At 54.0% G+C, this 20,483-nt stretch carries 16 protein-coding genes; 9 read left to right on the forward strand and 7 right to left on the reverse strand.

Features of this window, described 5'->3' with window-relative positions; translation table 11 throughout:
- Positions 1-37: 37 nt before the first annotated feature.
- On the reverse strand, positions 38-934 hold the full coding sequence (locus LBW88_RS01415; RefSeq protein WP_224929596.1) for a lysine exporter LysO family protein: 897 nt from the start codon (positions 932-934) through the stop codon (positions 38-40).
- 135 nt (positions 935-1,069) lie between these two features.
- Between LBW88_RS01415 and LBW88_RS01420 the strand changes: the two genes are divergently transcribed.
- The gene (locus LBW88_RS01420; protein WP_224929593.1) at positions 1,070-2,710 is read left to right on the forward strand and encodes an ATP-dependent nuclease; all 1,641 of its coding nucleotides are present in this window, start codon (positions 1,070-1,072) and stop codon (positions 2,708-2,710) included.
- An 87-nt stretch (positions 2,711-2,797) separates the two neighbouring features.
- Here the strand turns inward: LBW88_RS01420 and cspD are convergent, their stop codons facing one another.
- Positions 2,798-3,019 carry a cold shock-like protein CspD gene (gene cspD, locus LBW88_RS01425; protein ID WP_100702568.1) on the reverse strand — a complete coding sequence of 74 codons (222 nt, stop codon included), beginning with the start codon at positions 3,017-3,019 and terminating at the stop codon, positions 2,798-2,800.
- Positions 3,020-3,341: 322 nt separating this feature from the next.
- Between cspD and clpS the strand changes: the two genes are divergently transcribed.
- Both clpS and clpA read left to right on the forward strand, forming a co-directional pair.
- Positions 3,342-3,662 (forward strand): ATP-dependent Clp protease adapter ClpS, encoded by a 321-nt coding sequence (gene clpS / locus LBW88_RS01430; protein ID WP_039332380.1) that lies wholly within the window; start codon positions 3,342-3,344, stop codon positions 3,660-3,662.
- Between the two features lie 55 nt (positions 3,663-3,717).
- Positions 3,718-5,997 carry an ATP-dependent Clp protease ATP-binding subunit ClpA gene (gene clpA, locus LBW88_RS01435; protein WP_100702570.1) on the forward strand — a complete coding sequence of 760 codons (2,280 nt, stop codon included), beginning with the start codon at positions 3,718-3,720 and terminating at the stop codon, positions 5,995-5,997.
- Positions 5,998-6,092: 95 nt separating this feature from the next.
- Here the strand turns inward: clpA and infA are convergent, their stop codons facing one another.
- From infA to trxB, 5 genes are all read right to left on the reverse strand, one after another.
- Positions 6,093-6,311: a translation initiation factor IF-1 gene (gene infA / locus LBW88_RS01440; RefSeq protein WP_002211347.1), complete on the reverse strand. Its 219-nt coding sequence runs from the start codon at positions 6,309-6,311 to the stop codon at positions 6,093-6,095.
- A 347-nt stretch (positions 6,312-6,658) separates the two neighbouring features.
- Positions 6,659-7,351 carry a leucyl/phenylalanyl-tRNA--protein transferase gene (gene aat, locus LBW88_RS01445; protein ID WP_034820657.1) on the reverse strand — a complete coding sequence of 231 codons (693 nt, stop codon included), beginning with the start codon at positions 7,349-7,351 and terminating at the stop codon, positions 6,659-6,661.
- A gap of 33 nt (positions 7,352-7,384) precedes the next feature.
- A complete protein-coding gene (gene cydC, locus LBW88_RS01450) occupies positions 7,385-9,115 on the reverse strand; it encodes a heme ABC transporter ATP-binding protein/permease CydC (protein ID WP_224929589.1) in 1,731 nt (576 codons plus the stop codon).
- Positions 9,115-10,884 carry a heme ABC transporter permease/ATP-binding protein CydD gene (gene cydD, locus LBW88_RS01455; RefSeq protein ID WP_224929588.1) on the reverse strand — a complete coding sequence of 590 codons (1,770 nt, stop codon included), beginning with the start codon at positions 10,882-10,884 and terminating at the stop codon, positions 9,115-9,117. The genes cydC and cydD overlap by 1 nt, the downstream gene beginning before the upstream one ends.
- 146 nt (positions 10,885-11,030) lie before the next feature.
- Positions 11,031-11,996, reverse strand: a complete 966-nt coding sequence (gene trxB, locus LBW88_RS01460; RefSeq protein ID WP_224929585.1) for a thioredoxin-disulfide reductase — start codon at positions 11,994-11,996, stop codon at positions 11,031-11,033.
- A 32-nt stretch (positions 11,997-12,028) separates the two neighbouring features.
- Here trxB and LBW88_RS01465 point away from each other — a divergent pair, with 32 nt between their 5' ends.
- From LBW88_RS01465 to serS, 6 genes are all read left to right on the forward strand, one after another.
- Positions 12,029-12,250 carry a hypothetical protein gene (locus LBW88_RS01465; protein WP_200570762.1) on the forward strand — a complete coding sequence of 74 codons (222 nt, stop codon included), beginning with the start codon at positions 12,029-12,031 and terminating at the stop codon, positions 12,248-12,250.
- 266 nt (positions 12,251-12,516) lie between these two features.
- Positions 12,517-13,011 carry a leucine-responsive transcriptional regulator Lrp gene (gene lrp / locus LBW88_RS01470; RefSeq protein WP_006118610.1) on the forward strand — a complete coding sequence of 165 codons (495 nt, stop codon included), beginning with the start codon at positions 12,517-12,519 and terminating at the stop codon, positions 13,009-13,011.
- A 119-nt stretch (positions 13,012-13,130) separates the two neighbouring features.
- Positions 13,131-16,643, forward strand: a complete 3,513-nt coding sequence (locus tag LBW88_RS01475) for a DNA translocase FtsK 4TM domain-containing protein (protein ID WP_224929582.1) — start codon at positions 13,131-13,133, stop codon at positions 16,641-16,643.
- A gap of 175 nt (positions 16,644-16,818) precedes the next feature.
- The gene (gene lolA / locus LBW88_RS01480) at positions 16,819-17,430 is read left to right on the forward strand and encodes an outer membrane lipoprotein chaperone LolA (RefSeq protein ID WP_034820613.1); all 612 of its coding nucleotides are present in this window, start codon (positions 16,819-16,821) and stop codon (positions 17,428-17,430) included.
- A gap of 7 nt (positions 17,431-17,437) precedes the next feature.
- A complete protein-coding gene (locus tag LBW88_RS01485; RefSeq protein WP_224929579.1) occupies positions 17,438-18,784 on the forward strand; it encodes a replication-associated recombination protein A in 1,347 nt (448 codons plus the stop codon).
- Between the two features lie 96 nt (positions 18,785-18,880).
- On the forward strand, positions 18,881-20,173 hold the full coding sequence (gene serS / locus LBW88_RS01490; RefSeq protein WP_224929575.1) for a serine--tRNA ligase: 1,293 nt from the start codon (positions 18,881-18,883) through the stop codon (positions 20,171-20,173).
- Positions 20,174-20,483: the final 310 nt, after the last annotated feature.

A 20,483-nucleotide genomic window follows, 5' to 3' on the forward strand; every position in this document is an offset into this window, starting at 1 on the left:
GAGACGGCGCGCAGCCGTGAAAAAATGCGCTCTGCGGTCAGGCGGAGAAGAACGCGATAAGAATCGGCGCTAATAAGCTCATGATAAAACCGTGCACAATCGCCGCTGGAACAATCTCCATACCGCCAGTGCGTTGCAGAATCGGCAGGGTGAAATCCATTGAGGTGGCACCACTCAATCCCAGCGTCATGCTGCGCTGACGGCTGATCAGTAGCGGAATTAACATGATGGTGATTAGCTCACGCAGCAGGTCGTTAAAGAAGGCCGCACTACCAATCACCGGACCAAACGATTCCGTCATCAGAATGCCGGAAAGAGAGTACCAGCCGAAGCCGCTGGCGAGCGCCAGGCCGGTTTTGATCGGCAAATCGAGCCACACTGCCGCCAGCATCCCGCCGATCAAGGCGCTACAGAGTGACACCGCCGCCACCAGCATGCCGCGACGATTGAGCGTGATTTGGCGCAAGGTCATGCCGCTGCTGCGTAGCTGGATGCCGACCAGGAACAGCATCAGCATCAGAGCATATTCACTGATGGTCGATGCGTGACGCAGAATGGACCACTGGCTTAATCCCAGCAGAAATCCGCCCAGTACTGAGCCGCAAAGCTTGAGGGACTCCAGCGCCATGTGCAGACGCGAGGGCAGGGCTTGCTGTTTATGCGGATGATGCCATGGCACGCGCTTCTCCAGCAGCCAGAAAGCCAGCAAGGAACAAGCGAGAATGCACAGCATACTGATCAACGCGGTGTGAAAAATGATGAGCAAATTGCTACTGAGATTATCGAGGAAGGCCAGGCTGGTGCCCATAAAAAACAGGATGATGTACACCAGTGCGCTCAGCATGCGTGCGACGCCGCGCAGCAGATTGGCACGAGTCACATGCAGTAAATAGCCAGCGATCAATGGCAGCAGAATGATGATTAAGCCATACATAGAGCGTTTCCATCCGTGGGTGAGGGCCGCAACCTAGCGGAAAACAGTTGAAGTGTAAACCTTTTACCGGCGCGTTAACTTGACCAACTTAACGCCGCAGACCATGCTCAGGCAAAGCACTCAAGGGATGGCATGATGTTTCTGGAACATATCGATATTCGTGGTTTTCGTGGCATCAATCGGCTGTCGTTGCCACTCACTGATACCAATCTGCTGATTGGTGAAAATGCATGGGGTAAATCCAGCCTGCTGGATGCGCTGACGTTATTATGGGCGCCCGCGGCTGAACCCTATCAATTTACCGAACACGATTTTCACTTCCCGCCGGGCGATGTAGAGGCGCGTCTGCGTCAGCTGCAACTGGTGTTTCGCTTCCGTGCACAAGCGGGCGATGACGATGCCGTGTTCCAGCCCTTCTGGCAGCGTGATGAAAACGGGCGCTTTATCAGCTTCAGCACTCGCGCGCGCCGCAATGAGCATGGCGTGAAAACCACCTGGCGCTTTATCGACCACAATGGCGATGTGCTGGCGATGGAGGGCACTGAGGCGGCGCTGGCGCATTTGCGCGCCTTCTATCCAGTGCTAAGACTGCGCGATGCTCGCTTTGGCCGGCGCGGACGACACAGCAACATCGATGCAGACCGCCGGGCTACGACGCTGAGTGAGTTGTCACAGGAAGTCGAGAAATTAACCCGGGATTTGGTGGTGCAGCCGCAGAATCTGAGCGACGATTTATTGCGTCAGGGCTTGCACACCATGCAGCAATTGCTGGAGCACTACTTCCTTGTGCAGCAACCGGGCATCAGCGCGGCGCGTGTCGCACCAGAATTGCGCGACGGTTCACAAGGCTGGCGTTCACTCGACAAGCTTAACCATCTGATTGCGGGAACGGAATCACGCAGTCGTCAGGTGATCCTATTGCGCATGTTCTCTTTGCTGATTCAGGCGCACGGCAATGAAGCGCTTCCGCCGGGTGCCCATCCACTGCTGCTGGTGGAGGATCCGGAAACGCGACTGCATCCGATTATGTTGTCGGTGGCGTGGAACTTACTGGATTTGATGCCGCTGCAAAAAATCACCACCACCAACTCGGGAGAGTTGCTGTCGCAGGTGCCGCTGGAGAATATTTGCCGGCTGGTGCGTGAACCTACCCGCGTCGCGGCATGGCGTATTGGTCCTGAAGGATTAAGCGCGGAGGAGAGCCGTCGTATTGGGTTTCATATCCGCGTTAATCGCCCCTCAGCGCTGTTTGCCCGCTGCTGGTTGCTGGTGGAGGGGGAAACGGAAGTGTGGATCATTAACGAACTGGCGCGGCAGCGCGGCTACCATTTTGCAGCCGAAGGGGTCAAAGTCATCGAATTTGCGCAATCCGGTCTTAAACCGCTGTTGAAGTTTGCCCGGCGTATGGGTATTGCCTGGCATGTGTTGACTGACGGCGACGAAGCGGGAATTAAATATGCGTCCAGCGCACGCAGCCAATTGCAGGATCACGAACAAGAGGCGGACCACCTCACGCAATTCCCGGCACCGGATATTGAGCATTTTCTCTATAAGCAGGGTTTCCGCGATATTTATCATCAGATGGCGCACCTGCCGTTAAACGTGCCGATGAATGCCCGGCGTATTATCAGTAAAGCGATTCAACACAGTTCGAAGCCTGAACTGGCAATAGCGGTGGCGATGGCTGCGGCTGAGCGTGGACCGGAGGCGATCCCGCCGCTGTTGGATCAGCTGTTTGCGCGCGTGATGTGGCTGGCACGCGGGCGGGCGGATTAAGGTGGGGTAAATCGCAAAATAAAAATGCCAGCATCTGCGGCTGGCATTTTTTTTCGGGAGTGGTCAGAATGAATGAAGAGGCGCGCGTCAGGCGACTTGCGCGACTTCACAGGGCACAATCAAGCTGGCGTGATTGCCTTTTGGCCCTTCATGGACATCGAACTGAACCTGCTGGCCGGCCTTCAGCGTTCTGTATCCCTCCATCTGAATCGTGGAGTAGTGCGCGAAGATATCCTCGCCGCCGCCGATCGGACAGATAAAGCCGAAGCCTTTGGCGTTGTTGAACCATTTAACAGTACCCGTCTCCATGCTTTTACTTCCCTCGCAAGACATTTTGAACAGTAGGTGAGGTCATTGAAGCTGTGAGTCGAGTTTGTTTAAAACTCAATCAGCTTGTGTAAGTAGAATGTAGAGAAACGGACCTTATCGTCAAGCAAACGGCCCTGGCGGATGGGGAGAAATTCATCAAAATTTGAGGCAGTTAACGCTATTGCAAATTTTGTGATACAGGTCGCGCATGGGCTTTTAGTGCCGTTTTTTCTTCGGGATAGGGTGGCTTGACAGACATGTTAAACTTAGGAATGGGCACAGCAATGTGCACAATCGTAACGCAGAATTTCGACGGAACATTATGGCAAACACAAACGACTGGCTTAATTTCGAACATCTAGCCGAAGATAAAGTACGCGAAGGGTTAAAGCCGCCTTCAATGTATAAAGTCATTCTGAATAATGACGATTATACACCTATGGAATTTGTTATTGACGTAGTCCAAAAGTTCTTTTCTTATGATGTTGAACGTGCAACGCAACTGATGTTGAAAGTTCACTACCACGGAAAGGCGATTTGTGGTGTATTCACTGCAGAAGTGGCGGAAACCAAAGTCGCCCAGGTGAACAACTACGCACGAGAGAATGAACATCCGTTGCTGTGTACGCTAGAAAAAGCCTGAGCCCGTCTCCATATAGGGGAAAGGTTGTCAGAGCGATAATTGGGGGAGGTGCCAAATGCTCAATCAAGAACTGGAACTCAGTTTAAACATGGCTTTCGCCAGAGCGCGCGAGCACCGTCATGAGTTTATGACCGTCGAGCATCTGTTGCTGGCATTGCTCAGTAACCCGTCGGCCAGAGAGGCACTGGAAGCCTGTACGGTGGATATCGTGGCTCTGCGTCAGGAACTCGAAGCCTTCATCGAACAAACCACACCGGTGCTACCAGCCAGTGAAGAAGAGCGCGATACTCAACCGACGCTCAGCTTCCAGCGCGTGCTGCAACGTGCGGTATTCCATGTCCAGTCATCCGGTCGCAGCGAAGTGGCTGGTGCGAACGTGCTGGTCGCCATCTTCAGCGAGCAGGAGTCGCAAGCGGCTTACCTGCTGCGCAAACACGAAGTGAGCCGCCTCGATGTGGTGAACTTCATCTCCCATGGTACGCGTAAAGACGAACCGGGCCAGCCGCAGAACAATGCGGAGAATCCGGTTAACGAAGAGCAAGCAGGCGGGGAGGAACGTATGGAAAACTTCACCACCAATCTTAATCAGCTTGCTCGTGTCGGCGGAATCGATCCGCTGATCGGCCGCGATAAAGAGCTGGAGCGTGCCATTCAGGTATTGTGCCGTCGTCGTAAGAACAACCCGCTGCTGGTGGGTGAATCTGGCGTGGGTAAAACCGCTATCGCGGAAGGGCTGGCCTGGCGCATAGTGCAGGGCGATGTTCCAGAAGTGATGAAAGATTGCACCATCTACTCACTGGATATTGGCTCGCTGCTCGCGGGTACCAAGTACCGTGGTGATTTTGAAAAACGTTTCAAAGCGCTACTGAAACAGCTGGAACAAGACACCAGCAGTATTCTGTTCATCGACGAAATTCACACCATCATTGGTGCGGGTGCCGCGTCCGGTGGTCAGGTGGATGCGGCTAACCTGATCAAGCCGTTGCTCTCCGGCGGGAAAATCCGCGTGATGGGTTCAACCACCTATCAGGAGTTCAGCAACATCTTTGAGAAGGACCGTGCGCTGGCGCGTCGTTTCCAGAAGATCGACATTACCGAACCTTCTGTGGAAGAAACCGTTCAGATTCTTAACGGCCTGAAACCGAAATATGAAGCTCACCATGATGTGCGTTATACCGCTAAAGCGGTACGTGCTGCGGTAGAGCTGGCGGTGAAATACATCAACGACCGTCATCTGCCTGATAAGGCGATTGACGTGATTGATGAAGCCGGCGCGCGTGCGCGTCTGGTGCCGGTCAGCAAGCGTAAGAAAACCGTCAATGTGTCTGATATCGAGACTGTGGTGGCGCGAATTGCGCGTATCCCAGAGCAGAGTGTGTCGGCAACCGATCGCGATACGCTGAAGAATCTTGGCGACCGTTTGAAAATGCTGGTGTTCGGACAGGACAATGCGATTGAAGCGCTGACTGAAGCGATCAAAATGAGCCGTGCTGGTCTGGGTCAGGATCGTAAACCTGTAGGTTCATTCCTGTTTGCTGGGCCAACCGGTGTCGGTAAAACGGAAGTCACGGTGCAGCTGGCGAAAGCCCTGGGCATTGAATTGCTGCGTTTTGATATGTCCGAGTATATGGAGCGTCACACCGTCAGTCGTCTGATTGGTGCACCTCCGGGCTATGTGGGCTTCGACCAGGGCGGTCTGCTGACCGATGCGGTAATCAAGCATCCGCATGCGGTGGTGCTGCTGGATGAAATCGAGAAAGCGCACCCGGACGTTTTTAACCTGCTGTTGCAGGTGATGGACAACGGCATGCTGACCGATAACAACGGCCGTAAAGCGGACTTCCGCAATGTGGTGGTGGTGATGACCACCAACGCCGGTGTGCGTGAGACTGAACGCAAATCGATTGGTCTGATTCATCAGGACAACAGTACGGATGCGATGGAGGAGATCAAAAAGATCTTTACGCCAGAGTTCCGCAACCGCCTCGACAATATTATCTGGTTCCGTCATCTGGATACCACGGTGATCCATCAGGTAGTCGATAAGTTCATCGTTGAGTTGCAGGCCCAGTTGGATGCGAAAGGTGTGTCACTGGAAGTCAGTGATGATGCGCGTGACTGGCTGGCTGATAAGGGCTATGACAAAGCGATGGGCGCACGTCCTATGGCACGTGCCGTGCAGGAAAATCTGAAGAAACCACTGGCTAACGAACTGCTGTTTGGTTCATTGGTGGATGGCGGTTCAGTTTCGGTGGCGCTGGATAAAGAGAAAAACCAGCTGACTTACCACTTCCTGAGTGCGGAAAAACGTAAAACCGAAGGGACTGTGCATTGATGTGCTGAGTCGTAAATAAGAAAAGGCCGGATGCGAATCCGGCCTTTTTTTTCGCGCTCAGTTACTTGCCACAAACGCGAGATGTGGACAACAACTTAGCGACTACGGAAGACAATGCGGCCTTTGCTCAGGTCGTACGGGGTCAACTCGACAGTCACTTTGTCGCCCGTCAGGATGCGGATGTAGTTTTTGCGCATTTTACCGGAGATATGAGCGGTAACCACGTGCCCGTTTTCAAGTTCTACGCGGAACATGGTGTTAGGTAACGTATCCAGTACGGTACCTTGCATTTCAATATTGTCTTCTTTGGCCATCGAATCCTCTGGGGTGAACTACCAAACTGTTGAACCGGCAAGATAATGCCGAATTCCATGATTTATGTAAAGAACCGTTGGCGATTTTGCCAACGCTTCGCCGTGCGTCGCGCCTTTGCGCGTGCATTACGGAAAAATTCGGGTGTTTTTTGACGTCTGCGGGGGATTAGCGGGCTAAGAAGTTGTCGCAATCGGCATCAAGTGCACAACGGTAACAGCTTCGGGAAATGGATGAGATTCCCAACCTGGCAATTCCGGCTCGCCACAGCGAAGCGCGGACGACATACCAAACTCGCTTATTGTATCACTTTTGTCGGGAATTGTGTGCAAAACATCTGCGCGCAGGGTCAAAAAAGGGTTTGTGTTTGCCAGCAACCGCTTAAAACAGGCTGCCACGCCAGTGTTTGCACATACTGTAAATAATCGACACGCGGGATTTCAACTGCGCCTAATGAAGCCGTATGCGGGTTAAGCACCTGGCAATCAATCAAGCGTCCCTGATGAGCGAGGAAATGTTGCGAGAATACCCACAGCGCTGTTTTTGAGGCATTTTCCTGACGGCTAAACATCGACTCACCACAAAAAATCTGCCCAAGCGCCAGTCCATACATGCCGCCCACCAGGCGATTATCACTCCAGACTTCAATCGAATGGGCATGACCCAGTTCATACAAGCGCAGCCAGGCGCGCTTCACTTCGAAAGTGATCCAGGTGCCTTCTTGTCTGCCGCTGGCACAGCCTTCCAGTACCTGCGGAAAGGCATGATTCATGGTGACGCGAAAGGGCGAACGGCGGTGAAAACGCGCCATGCTGCGGCTGAGATGAAAAGATTCAGGTAGCATCACGGCACGCGGATCGGGCGACCACCACAGAATCGGATCGCCGGGCGAAAACCAGGGGAAAATGCCGCGCTGATAGGCGTTCATCAGCCGGGCAGGGGAGAGATCGCCGCCCATCGCCAGTAATCCATTCGGCTCGCGCAGCGCCATCTCCGGCGGAGGGAAATTTAATGAATCCCGTGAAAGTTGTACCAGTCTCATTGCGTCAATTACCCTTCGGGCTGTTCGCTAAGACTATAGCGCAAAGCGCTGGTGGAAACGCCAGTAGCGTCCTGCTTTTGAGATTAATTCGTCGTGCGTCCCTGACTCAATAATCTGCCCCTGATCCATCACGCAAATACGATCCATTGTTGTCAGGCCACTGAGACGATGAGTCACCATGATCACGGTCTTGCCGTGGCTTACCTGACGCAGTAACGTCAGGATCTGCTGCTCAGTGGTGGCATCAAGCCCTTCGGTGGGTTCATCAAGCAACCACAGATCGCCGTTGTGCAGCAGGGCGCGTGCAATCGCCAGCCGGCGCAGCTCGCCCCCCGACAGCGGGCGGCCACCTTCTCCCATCCACGCGTTGAGCCCTTCATCATGGTCCGCCAAATGAGTAAGTCCGACCTGGTGCAGCACCGCATTGAGTTGTTCATCGCTGGCGACAGGGTTTGCCAGCAGTAAATTATCGCGCAGCGTCTGGCTAAACAGATGTACGCGCTGCGTGACCACGCTAATGCGTTGACGCAGGCTGGCCTCATCCCATTCGGCAAGGGGGATGTTATTCAGTCGAATCTTGCCCTGCTGCGCCTGCCAGCCACGGGTAATCAACGCCAGCAAACTGGATTTACCGCAGCCGGTGGGGCCGAGCAGTGCCAGATGCTCGCCGGTTCGCAGCGCAAGTGAGAACTGGATAAGTACCGGTTCCGAGCGCTGTGGATAATTGAAAGTGATATTTTCCAGCATCAGGCTGATGCCTGGATCAGAGTGCGCAGTCGAAGAAGGAAAACGAATTAGGGGCTCCTGCTCAATGATCTCCTGTACGCGCTGTGCCGCGCCAGTGACCTGCGACAGTGGCAAGAAGGCGCCCGCAACCGGTGCCAGCGCTTCAAATGCCGCCAGGCCGCAGAACACGAAAAGCGCGATGAATGCGCCAGGTGCGCTATCGCCGCCCACGCCCGCTGCAGAGACCCACAGGAGCAAGACCACGGTTAAGCCGCTGATTAACAGTAACAGGCTCTGCGCCAGCGCTTGCAGGCTATGCTGACCGCGCTGCGCCTGCTGCCAGCTGATCTCTTCGGCATCAAGTTTGTTACGCCACAAACCCGCTGCGCCATAAATTTGTAATTCAGCGAGCCCGGTTACCCATTGCGTCAATTGCAAGCGCCAACTGGCTTGATGCTGAGCAATGCGATGCCCGGCTGAAATACCTAATCGCCAGAACAGCGGTGGCATCAGGAGCAGCGTCAGCAGCATGATTGCGCCCAGCAGCAGCGCCAGTGGCACATCTAACATTGCCAGACCGCAAATCACGACAATAATCACCACTGCGGCACCGACCAGCGGTGAAATCACACGCAGATAGAGATGATCTAACGTATCGACATCACTGACAAAGCGGTTCAGCAGTTCGCCTTGTCTGAAACGCGCCAGTTGTTCAGGTGCCAGCGCCATCAGCCTGCTAAAGGTGAATACACGCAAATGCTGCAGCACCCTGAAGGTGGCATCGTGGCTGACCAGGCGCTCGAAGTAACGCGAAGCGGTGCGGATAATCGCCGCACCCCGTACGCCCGCTGCGGGCAACATATAGTTAAAACTGTACAGGCCAGCTACACCCGCCAGCGATGAGGCTGCGAGGAACCAGCCAGATAGGGTGAGCAAGCCGATACTGGCGAGCAAAGTCGCAATAGCCAAAATGATGCCCAGGCCTAAACGCCATGGATGACGACGAAACAGGCGCAGAAACGGCAATAATGGATTCATCAGACAATCTCCTGCTGGCGATGCTGTACCATGGCGCGCAACGGCCCATCCTGAGCCATCAACTGCTGCCAATTCCCCTGCTGTACCAGTTGCCCGGATTGCATCACCCAGACTTCATCCCAATGGGCGAGATCGTGAAGTTGATGGGTAATCATCAGGGTGGTTTGCTGTGTGGCGGCCTGGTTTAATGCACGCATTACATGCTGTTCACTCTGGCTATCAAGCCCTGAACCGGGCTCATCCAGCAACAGGAGTTGTGCAGGTTTTAACAGCGCACGCGCCACGGCGACGCGTTGCGCCTGGCCGACAGACAGGCCCATGCCGCCATCACCGAGCGGCGTGTCGAGGCCCTGCGGTAAACGAGCGAGAAATTCATTCACGCCCGCCTGTTGTATAACGCTGCGCAGGGTTACTTCATCAATGCTGCTGTTAAGCGACAGGTTTTCGCGCAACGTCGGCGCGGGCAGATGCGGATTTTGACCCACCCATGCCAGATGCTGCTGCCAGTTCTCACGGCTGATATCCCGCAGTTCATACCCATTGACCTGCAGCGACCCCTGATAGGGCAGAAAACCGAGCAGCACGTTCATCAGCGCTGATTTTCCTGCGCCACTTTGGCCCACCAGCGCTACGCGTTTACCCGCTTCAAGGGTAAAATTCAGCGGCTGTGACAACCTTTCACCTTTGGCTGTCATCACCACCAAATCCTGCGCTTCAAGGCTTAATGCGGTTACAAAATCAACTGACAGGCTGGTGGTCGCAGGCGTGATTTCCGGACTCTCGTTGAGAAAACGATCCAGTGCGTCGGCGCCTCCAACGGCTTGCGCTTTAGCGTGGTAAAAAGTTCCGAGATCGCGCAGCGGCTGGAAAAACTCGGGCGCCAGGATCAGCGCCAGGAATCCGGCAAACAAGGTCACGCCAGTGCCGTAATGACCGAAATTGAGTTCGCCAAGATAGGAAAAGCCGAAATAGACCGCGACCACAGCAATCGCCAGTGAGGCAAAGAATTCCAATACCGCGGAAGAGAGAAAGGCAAGACGTAGCACTTCCATGGTGCGCTGACGAAAATCCGTGGTGCTTTCGGCGATCGCCTGCTGTTCAGCTTCAGCCCGATCGAACAGACGCAATGTTTCACGCCCGCGGAGTCGGTCATAAAAATCGCCGCTCAGGCGCGCCAGCGCCAGGAAGTTGCGACGGTTTGCATCAGCGGCGCCCATGCCGACCATCGCCATGAAAATAGGAATTAGCGGTGCGGTCGCGAGCAGAATCAATCCCGCCGCCCAGTTAATTGGGAAGATCGCGATCAGGATGGCAAAGGGGATAAACACGGCCAGTGACATTTGGGGCAGATATCGCGCGTAATACTCCTGCATCTCTTCAATTTGCTCAAGAAGCAGCGTTGTCCAGCTTCCCGCCGGTTTGCCCTGAACCCAGGCCGGACCGAGATCGTTCAGCTTATCCAGTACCTGTTTGCGCAGAGCACGACGGATAGCGACGCCAGCACGGTAACCCGCCATTTCACGCGCATAGTGCAGACCTGCGCGGAGAACAAAGCAAAGCAGTAGCAGGATGAAATCAGTCAGCAGGGCACTGCGCGGTTGTTGCGCCACGATGAGATTTTGCAGTAGCGAGGCCAGCAGCCAGGCCTGAGCAATAATCACCAGCGCGCCGGCAAAACCAAATAACGATGCGGCACGTAAACTGCTTGCGCCGTGAAGACGTTGCTGACGGAGCCAGCGAAGAAGATGTTGCTGCCGTGATTTTTCCATGCGAAGCCGTTTGATCACTGATGGAGAGAGGCAAAACCGGATAAAGTGTCCGGAAATATTAAGCGCATGAACTTTAGCATGCAGGCAATAAAAAAGGCGACCAAAACAGGTCGCCTCTTAGCAATTATGATCAGCTTATTAACAAGTTACAGATCGGTTTTAACAAGCCCATCCAGGTAGCGTTCTGCATCCAGCGCCGCCATACAGCCGGTACCGGCAGAGGTGATCGCCTGGCGATAAATATGGTCCATCACATCACCTGCCGCAAAGACGCCAGCAATGCTGGTTTGCGTCGCATTGCCCTGCAGGCCGGACTGGACTTTGATGTAGCCGTTTTCCAGCGCCAACTGGCCATCGAAAATTGCAGTGTTCGGGCTGTGGCCGATAGCGACGAATAGACCTGCAACTTCAAGCAATTCAGGCTCTTCACCCTTTGTTGACAGCAGTTTTACGCCGGTCACACCCATCTGATCGCCGACCACTTCTTCCAGCGTGCGGTCAGTGTGCAGCACGATATTGCCGTTGCGCACTTTTTCCATCAGCCGATCGATCAGGATTTTTTCAGCACGGAAGCTATCGCGACGGTGAATCAAGTGCACTTTCGCTGCGATATTTGCCAGGTAAAGTGCTTCTTCCACCGCAGTATTACCGCCACCGATGACCGCGACTTCCTGATTACGATAGAAGAAACCGTCACAGGTTGCACAGGCGGAAACGCCTTTGCCCTTGAATGCTTCCTCAGAAGGCAGGCCGAGATAACGTGCGGAGGCGCCGGTCGCAATGATCAGTGCGTCAGCGGTGTATTCACCACTGTCACCCGTTAAACGGAAGGGGCGATTTTGCAAATCAACCGTATGAATATGGTCGAAAATAATTTCGGTGTTGAATTTCTCGGCATGCTCTTGCATACGTTCCATCAACGCCGGTCCGGTCAGATCGTTCGGATCGCCTGGCCAGTTCTCAACTTCAGTTGTGGTGGTGAGCTGACCGCCTTTTTCCAGCCCGGTAATCAATACCGGATTCAGGTTAGCGCGGGCGGCATAGACTGCCGCGGTATATCCGGCAGGGCCGGAGCCTAAAATGAGCAGCTTACTGTGTTTGGCCGTACTCATGCGTTCCTCAGTTTTTTTCGACAACATAGTTTTTGATTGTAGGGAAATTAGCGCAGCAAAAAAAGGTTTCAGCAATTTTGATAACAATCGCTGCAAGCGGCGTAGTCGATGAGTGTGAAATTTGCACGCCGATTGCGCCAAAAGGGGGCAATGCTCGGCAAATTCTGGTGCAGCAGCATAAAAATTCTCATTTAAAAACAGCAACCCAGAACTCTATCTGGCATCTTGTACTGAATTTGGATGTTTTACTTTGACAATCGCCTGCTGTTTTGCGAAAACATTACCAGAAGCGGAGAATATTTAGCGGTTCAAAACAGAATTTCATTTCTGTTTTGCACATTTTTGCCGGATAAACTCAGTCTGACATTGGTAATGACGCATGATGTGGACAGACAACATGCTTCATACGGATGGATGCGTTACTGCACAGACTTATCGTCTTCACTTCAGTAAGGCCCTGAACAATGAACGTTTTCAGGGTGTGGCAGGTAAAGGGAAGGAATTAAGAGAGACAATAATAATGGTAGACAATAAGAAACGCCCCGGTAAAGACCTGGATCGTATCGACAGAAACATTCTGAATGAATTGCAGAAAGACGGTCGTATTTCCAATGTTGAGCTTTCAAAACGTGTTGGCTTATCACCTACGCCGTGTCTTGAGCGTGTGCGTCGCCTGGAGCGTCAGGGCTTCATTCTGGGTTACACCGCACAGCTGAATCCACATTATCTGGATGCTTCACTGCTGGTATTCGTTGAGATTACTCTGAATCGTGGTGCGCCAGATGTGTTTGAGCAATTTAACGCCGCTGTGCAAAAACTTGAGGAAACTCAAGAGTGTCACCTCGTTTCCGGTGACTTTGACTACCTGTTGAAAACTCGCGTGCCGGACATGTCCGCCTATCGTAAGCTTTTGGGTGAAACCTTGCTGCGCCTGCCGGGTGTAAACGACACTCGTACATACGTGGTAATGGAAGAGGTCAAACAGAGCAATCGCCTGGTGATCAAAACCCGTTGATGCAGGGCAGGTGCATAACTTGCAGGAATTCGGTACACTCCTGTGAATTCATACAGGAACAGCGTCGGGCTTGCCCGGCGCTGTTGCCTTCTTAATTTACAGGCACCTGGAGAGTTCTCTTGAGCCAGGAATATACAGAAGATAAAGACGTTTCGTTACAACCGCTGAGCAGTGGACGCAGGCTGCTGGAAGCGTTGCTCATCCTTGTGGCCCTGTTCGCCATCTATTTGATGGTGTCGCTGGTTAGCTTCAATCCTTCCGATCCAAGCTGGTCGCAGACCGCATGGCATGAACCGATCCATAATTTGGGCGGCAGTGTTGGCGCATGGCTGGCGGATACCCTCTTATTCATTTTCGGCGTAATGGCGTATGCCATTCCTCCGGTGATCATTGGCTTGTGCTGGATTACATTCCGTCAGCGCGATCGCCAGGATTACATCGATTACTTTGCGGTGGGCTTGCGCCTGATTGGCGTGCTGGCGCTGGTGGTGACCACTTGCGGTTTAGCCGCGCTGAACGTCGATGACATCTGGTACTTTGCTTCGGGCGGTGTGATTGGCAGCCTCGTCAGCAATGCAATGGCACCCTGGTTCAGTTCTGCAGGCGGTACTTTGACGCTGATCTGTGTCTGGGCGGCAGGTATTACCTTGTATACCGGGTGGTCGTGGCTAACCATCGCCGAAAAAATCGGTAGCGTGGTGATGGGCGTGCTGACCTTTGCCAGCAACCGATCGCGTCATGACGAACCCTGGCAGGAAGAAGAGGAGTACGAAGAAGAGGAAGAGCATGCAGAACAGGCTGCGCCTCCGCTTCGTGCTGCGCAATCGCATGAGGAAGATGATGACGTTCTGCTGGCTAAACCGCGTAAAGTGGCCGAGCCTATCGCCGAACAGTTGCCGGATGATCCTCTGTTAGCCAAAGCCAGTGCAGCAACTGCAGCGGCCATTGCGGTGACCGCTGAAGCTGCACACCAGGCTCCCGTTGTGCAGCCCCCGGTGGTCAACGCAGCAGCCGAGCCGGCTCCCACGTATCACAGCGCTGATGTGGCTGCGCCAGCACAGCCTGTTGCAGCACCGCCACCTGCGCCTGAACCGGTTATCCAACCCGCGCCGCCGCTGTATCGCTTTGAAGTGCCGAGCGAACCTGCGCCTTCAGCGTTCTCACCGGTGGATGATGATGAAGGGCCGCGCATGGGGAACTGGCAGGACGCCGCCCAATCATCCGCTTCTCTGAACACAGCGGCAGCCGCAGCGTTGGGTGCAGCAGCAGCGAAAACGGCTTCAGCTTATATGCCGGCATTCGATGTGGTGCCTGAGCGCGATTACAATCCTCAGGTGAAGCAGGGTATTGGCCCTGAATTACCGCGTCCGAACAAAGTTAAACTGCCGACACGTCGTGAGCTGGCTTCTTACGGCATTAAGTTGCCATCACAGCGCATGGCGGAAGACAAAGCGCGAGAAGAAGCCGAACAGCAACTGCCTGAAATGACGGCGACCTATCATGAACCTCTACAGGATCATGAAGAGGATGCTGCGTTGCAGGAAGCCCAACTGCGCGAAGCGTTTGCGTCCCAGCAACAGCAGCGCTATGCAGAGACCGGACAGCATCAAGTCGAAGATGATGAAGAGGATCTGCATCAGGCTCAGTTGGCCAATCAGTTTGCGGCTCAGCAGCAACAGCGCTATCAGCAACCTGAAGCCAATGAAGGCCCGGCATTTAACCTGGATACCTCATCGGCCTTTGATTTTTCGCCAATGAAAGACCTGGTTGATGACAGCCCCAGCGAGCCGTTGTTTACCATTGCTGCGACGCCTGAGCCGGAAGTTCCTGCGCAGTGGCAGCAACCTGCTGCACCGCAGCCTCAAGCACCTGCACAGTGGCAACAACCTGCTGCACCGCAACCTCAAGCTCCTGCGCAGTGGCAGCAACCAGCCACACCGCAGCCTGAAGCGCCTGCGCAATGGCAACAGCCTGCTGCACCTCAGCCGGAAGCCATGCCTTCGCTGAATGAACACAACAGCCCGTGGTCATCATCCGAGTCAGAGAGTTATTCTGCGCCAGCAGAAGCGCCTCAACCGGTTGCACCTGCGCAAGATAGCCTGTTCCATCCGTTCCTGGTGCGCCATGAACGTCCGCTGGAGAGGCCTTCCACACCGCTGCCGACACTCGATCTGCTGACCTCGCCGCCTTCGGAAGAAGAGCCGGTAGATATGTTCGCGCTGGAGCAAACGGCACGTCTGGTGGAAGCACGTCTGGCCGATTATCGTGTGAAAGCCGAGGTGGTGGGCATCTCGCCTGGCCCGGTGATTACCCGCTTTGAGCTTGATCTTGCGCCTGGCGTGAAAGCCGCCCGTATCTCTAACCTGTCACGCGATTTGGCTCGTTCGCTTTCAGCCGTCGCGGTTCGTGTGGTGGAAGTGATTCCAGGCAAGCCGTATGTCGGGCTGGAATTACCGAACAAACATCGCCAAACCGTGTATCTGCGTGAAGTGCTGGACTGCGACAAGTTCCGCGATAACCCATCACCGCTGGCGGTGGTGCTGGGTAAAGACATTTCGGGTCAACCGGTGGTAGCCGATCTGGCGAAGATGCCGCACCTGCTGGTTGCCGGTACCACCGGCTCCGGTAAGTCGGTTGGTGTGAACACCATGATCATCAGCATGCTGTATAAAGCCACGCCGGAAGAAGTGCGCTTTATCATGATCGACCCGAAAATGCTGGAGCTGTCCGTCTACGAAGGCATTCCGCATTTGCTAACTGAAGTGGTCACCGACATGAAAGATGCGGCGAATGCGCTGCGCTGGAGTGTGGGTGAGATGGAGCGTCGCTACAAGCTGATGTCTGCGCTGGGCGTGCGTAACCTTGCCGGTTACAACGAGAAAATTGAGCAGGCAGCTGCCATGGGGCGCCCAATTCCAGACCCATTCTGGAAGCCGGGTGACAGTATGGACACCACGCCGCCTGTGCTGGAAAAACTGCCGTATATCGTGGTGTTGGTGGATGAGTTCGCCGACCTGATGATGGCGGTAGGTAAGAAAGTCGAAGAGTTGATTGCTCGCCTGGCGCAGAAAGCGCGTGCAGCGGGTATTCACCTGGTGCTGGCGACGCAGCGTCCGTCGGTGGATGTGATTACCGGCTTGATCAAAGCCAACATCCCAACGCGTATCGCCTTTACGGTTTCCAGTAAAATTGACTCACGTACTATTCTCGACCAGGGTGGCGCGGAATCGCTGCTAGGCATGGGTGACATGCTATACATGCCGCCTAACTCCTCAATGCCAGTGCGTGTCCACGGTGCCTTCGTGCGCGACCAGGAAGTGCACGCGGTGGTGCAGGACTGGAAAGCGCGTGGACGTCCGCAATACATCGAAAGTATTACTGCCGGTGAAGAGAGCGAGAGCGCAGCGGGTGGTCTCGACGGTGATGAAGAGCTTGATCCGCTGTTCGATCAGGCAGTCTCATTTGTGGTGGAGAAACGCCGCGCTTCAATCTCCGGTGTGCAGCGTCAGTTCCGTATTGGTTACAACCGAGCCGCGCGCATCATTGAACAGATGGAAGCGCAGGGTATTGTTTCTGAACCGGGCCACAACGGTAACCGCGAAGTGCTATCGCCGCCGCCACACGAGATGTAATTTAGCGCACGCCATGACTTACTTCTGGGCCAGTTAACACTGGCCCGTTGTTTATCTGCAGAACGATCCCCATATCTTTGGGAGCTTTCGGCTTTTTCTTCTGTCGAACAGACAGAGCGGCAACTACGTTTAATGCAGTAAGTGTCGGGAAACCATCAATAAGGAATCGAATCAGATGAAATTACGCGTTATTGCCTGCGGCCTGCTGGCCGGTTTTGTTTCTTCGTCAGTACTGGCGGATGCATCGAGCGATTTGCAGCAGCGTCTGAACAAAGTGAACAGCTTCCATGCCAGCTTTAGCCAGAAAGTGACAGATGGCAGCGGTGCAAATGTGCAGGATGGTGAAGGTGAGCTGTGGGTTAAGCGCCCGAGCTTGTTTAACTGGCACATGACTGCGCCAGACGAAAGCGTGATTATCTCCGATGGCAAAAACCTGTGGTTCTATAATCCGTTTGTAGAACAGGCCAGTGTTAGCCTGCTGCAGAACGCCACCAGCAATACGCCGTTTATGCTGATTGCGCGTAACCAGCCCAGTGACTGGCAGCAGTACAACATCAAACAGCAAGGCGACAATTTCGAACTGACGCCGAAAAGCAGCGATGGCAACCTGAAGCAATTCACCATTAATGTCTCTGCATCAGGCACCATCAACAAATTCAGTGCGATTGAGCAAGATGGTCAGCACAGTGATTATCAGCTGAAGAGCCAGAAAAACGGTGCGATTAGCCCAGATAAGTTCACCTTTACACCGCCTAAAGGGGTAACGGTGGACGATCAACGTCAGTGAGGTCGCGGTGAGTAACCTGTCCCTGGATTTCGCCTCTTCAAATGAGTTCCAGCCTCTGGCCGCGCGCATGCGGCCAGCCACATTGCAGCAGTATATCGGCCAACAGCACTTATTGGCGGCGGGAAAACCGTTGCCTCGTGCGATTGAGGCCGGGCATCTGCATTCAATGATTTTGTGGGGGCCACCAGGAACAGGCAAAACAACGCTGGCAGAGATCATTGCGCATTACGGCAAAGCAGATGTTGAGCGTATTTCTGCCGTGACGTCCGGTGTGAAAGAGATCCGCGAAGCCATTGAGCGCGCCCGGCAGAATCGTCAACTAGGTCGTCGTACCATTCTGTTTGTGGACGAGGTACACCGCTTTAACAAAAGCCAGCAGGATGCCTTTCTGCCCCATATTGAAGATGGCACCATCACCTTCATCGGCGCGACCACCGAAAATCCCTCATTTGAACTCAACTCGGCACTGTTATCCCGTGCGCGCGTCTATCTGCTGAAATCGCTCACCACGGAAGATATCGAGCAGGTGCTGACCCAGGCTATGCAGGACAGTGCGCGAGGGTACGGTAACAGCGACATTTTGCTGCCAGAGAACACCCGGCGCATGATTGCTGAACTGGTGAACGGCGATGCACGCCGTGCGCTGAATACGCTGGAAATGATGGCGGATATGGCAGAGAGCAATGCGCAAGGACAGCGTGAACTGACGCCTCAGTTGCTGAATGAAGTTTCCGGCGAAAGAGCGGCGCGCTTTGATAACAAAGGCGACCGTTTTTACGATTTGATTTCGGCGCTGCATAAATCCGTGCGCGGTTCAGCGCCGGATGCGGCGCTCTATTGGTATGCCCGTATTATTACGGCCGGTGGTGACCCGTTGTACGTTGCACGCCGCTTACTGGCGATTGCCTCGGAAGATGTGGGCAATGCCGATCCGCGTGGCATGCAGGTGGCTATTTCGGCATGGGATTGTTTCACCCGCGTCGGACCTGCTGAAGGCGAGCGCGCGATTGCACAGGCCATCGTTTATCTCGCCTGCGCGCCAAAAAGTAATGCGGTTTATACCGCGTTCAAAGCGGCCATGCGTGATGCGCGAGAATTCCCGGATTACGATGTGCCAGAACACCTGCGCAATGCGCCCACCAAATTGATGAAAGAGATGGGGTTGGGCAAAGAGTATCGCTATGCGCATGACGAACCCAATGCCTATGCGGCTGGAGAGGTGTTCTTCCCACCTGAAATGGCGCAAACGCGCTACTATCAACCCACCAACCGGGGGCTTGAAGGGAAAATAGGCGAAAAACTCGCCTGGTTGGCTGAACAGGATCAAAATAGCCCGATAAAACGCTACCGCTGATAAACGCCTTACGGTAAGGTGAGCAAGTATTTCAATGCATTCCAGTGGGATGCATCCCTTCATTCGTTCAACCAACCTTAATTACACAGGATAAGCATGCTCGATCCCAATCTGCTGCGTAATGAGCCAGACGCAGTCGCTGAAAAACTGGCACGCCGAGGATTCAAACTGGATGTGGAAACGCTGCGCTCGCTTGAAGAGCGTCGTAAAGTACTGCAGGTAGAAACTGAAAATCTGCAGGCAGAGCGTAACTCCCGATCCAAATCCATCGGTCAGGCCAAAGCGCGTGGGGAAGACATCGAGCCACTGCGTCAGGAAGTGAACGTACTGGGCGAACGCCTTGATGCGGCGAAGGTTGAGCTGGATACATTGCAAAACACCATTCGCGATTTCGCCCTCTCGCTACCAAACCTGCCGGTCGATGAAGTGCCGCTGGGTAAAGATGATAGCGAGAATCAGGAAGTCAGCCGCTGGGGTCAGCCGCGTCAGTTTGATTTCCCGGTAAAAGATCACGTTGAGCTGGGTGAAGCACTCAAAGGCCTCGATTTTGCCGCCGCAGTGAAACTGACCGGATCACGTTTCATCGTGATGCAGGGTCAGATCGCTCGCCTGCACCGTGCGCTTAGCCAGTTCATGATTGATCTGCACACTCAGCAGCATGGTTATCTGGAAACTTACGTGCCGTATCTGGTCAACCATGAGACGCTGTTTGGCACGGGCCAGTTGCCAAAGTTTGGTGAAGACCTGTTCCACACCAAGCCTTTGGGTGAAGAAGCGGGCAGCAGCAACTATGCACTGATCCCGACGGCGGAAGTGCCGCTGACCAACCTGGTGCGTGATGAGATCGTGGAAGAAGAAAATCTGCCGATCAAACTTACTGCCCACACGCCGTGCTTCCGCTCTGAAGCAGGTTCTTACGGACGCGACACCCGTGGTCTGATCCGTATGCACCAGTTCGATAAAGTTGAGATGGTGCACATCGTTGCGCCTGAAACTTCCATGGATGCACTGGAAGAGCTGGTCGGCCACGCCGAGAATGTCCTGCAGTTGCTGAACCTGCCGTACCGCAAAGTACTGCTGTGCACCGGTGATATGGGCTTTGGCTCTGCCAAGACTTATGATCTGGAAGTATGGTTGCCAGCGCAGGATACCTATCGTGAGATCTCCTCTTGCTCCAATATGTGGGATTTCCAGGCGCGTCGCATGCAGGCTCGCTGCCGCAGTAAAACTGACAAGAAGCCTCGTCTGGTGCATACATTGAACGGTTCTGGCCTGGCAGTAGGACGTACATTGGTGGCGGTGCTGGAAAACTACCAGCAGGCTGATGGCCGCATCGAAGTACCTGAGGTACTGCGTCCTTATATGGGCGGACTGGAAATCATTGGTTAATCGATGCTTTCTGACAACAAAACCCGGCAATGCCGGGTTTTGTTATTTCTGGCCTCAGCCGATTATTTTTTAGTAAGAATTAATCAGAAATAAACGTTATCGTCAGCAGACTCCCTCAAAACACGAAAATCCATAAATTCATGCAGATAGCGTTAGGTTCTGATGATGATATATCTCCTCTAAGCTGCTGAAGATAAAAATAATAAATTGTTCAGCAGCAAATTGTGCTGTGGTGATTTTTTGCCCGTTGACTTTAAAATAGCGAATGGCAAACTGCGCGCAATTATCTCCATTTCTTTGGTTTTTAATC

The sequence above is a fragment of the Pantoea sp. alder81 genome (assembly GCF_020179835.1).
In the GTDB taxonomy this organism is placed as follows: domain Bacteria; phylum Pseudomonadota; class Gammaproteobacteria; order Enterobacterales; family Enterobacteriaceae; genus Pantoea.

Coding starts and splice junctions, on each gene's coding strand:
- serS (WP_224929575.1), top strand. CDS start 18,881: ATGCTCGATCCCAATCTGCTGCGTAATGAGCCAGACGCAGTCGCTGAA.
- LBW88_RS01420 (WP_224929593.1), top strand. CDS start 1,070: ATGTTTCTGGAACATATCGATATTCGTGGTTTTCGTGGCATCAATCGG.
- lrp (WP_006118610.1), top strand. CDS start 12,517: ATGGTAGACAATAAGAAACGCCCCGGTAAAGACCTGGATCGTATCGAC.
- cydD (WP_224929588.1), bottom strand. CDS start 10,884: ATGGAAAAATCACGGCAGCAACATCTTCTTCGCTGGCTCCGTCAGCAA.
- cydC (WP_224929589.1), bottom strand. CDS start 9,115: ATGAATCCATTATTGCCGTTTCTGCGCCTGTTTCGTCGTCATCCATGG.
- infA (WP_002211347.1), bottom strand. CDS start 6,311: ATGGCCAAAGAAGACAATATTGAAATGCAAGGTACCGTACTGGATACG.
- clpA (WP_100702570.1), top strand. CDS start 3,718: ATGCTCAATCAAGAACTGGAACTCAGTTTAAACATGGCTTTCGCCAGA.
- LBW88_RS01415 (WP_224929596.1), bottom strand. CDS start 934: ATGTATGGCTTAATCATCATTCTGCTGCCATTGATCGCTGGCTATTTA.
- lolA (WP_034820613.1), top strand. CDS start 16,819: ATGAAATTACGCGTTATTGCCTGCGGCCTGCTGGCCGGTTTTGTTTCT.
- clpS (WP_039332380.1), top strand. CDS start 3,342: ATGGCAAACACAAACGACTGGCTTAATTTCGAACATCTAGCCGAAGAT.
- trxB (WP_224929585.1), bottom strand. CDS start 11,996: ATGAGTACGGCCAAACACAGTAAGCTGCTCATTTTAGGCTCCGGCCCT.
- cspD (WP_100702568.1), bottom strand. CDS start 3,019: ATGGAGACGGGTACTGTTAAATGGTTCAACAACGCCAAAGGCTTCGGC.
- aat (WP_034820657.1), bottom strand. CDS start 7,351: ATGAGACTGGTACAACTTTCACGGGATTCATTAAATTTCCCTCCGCCG.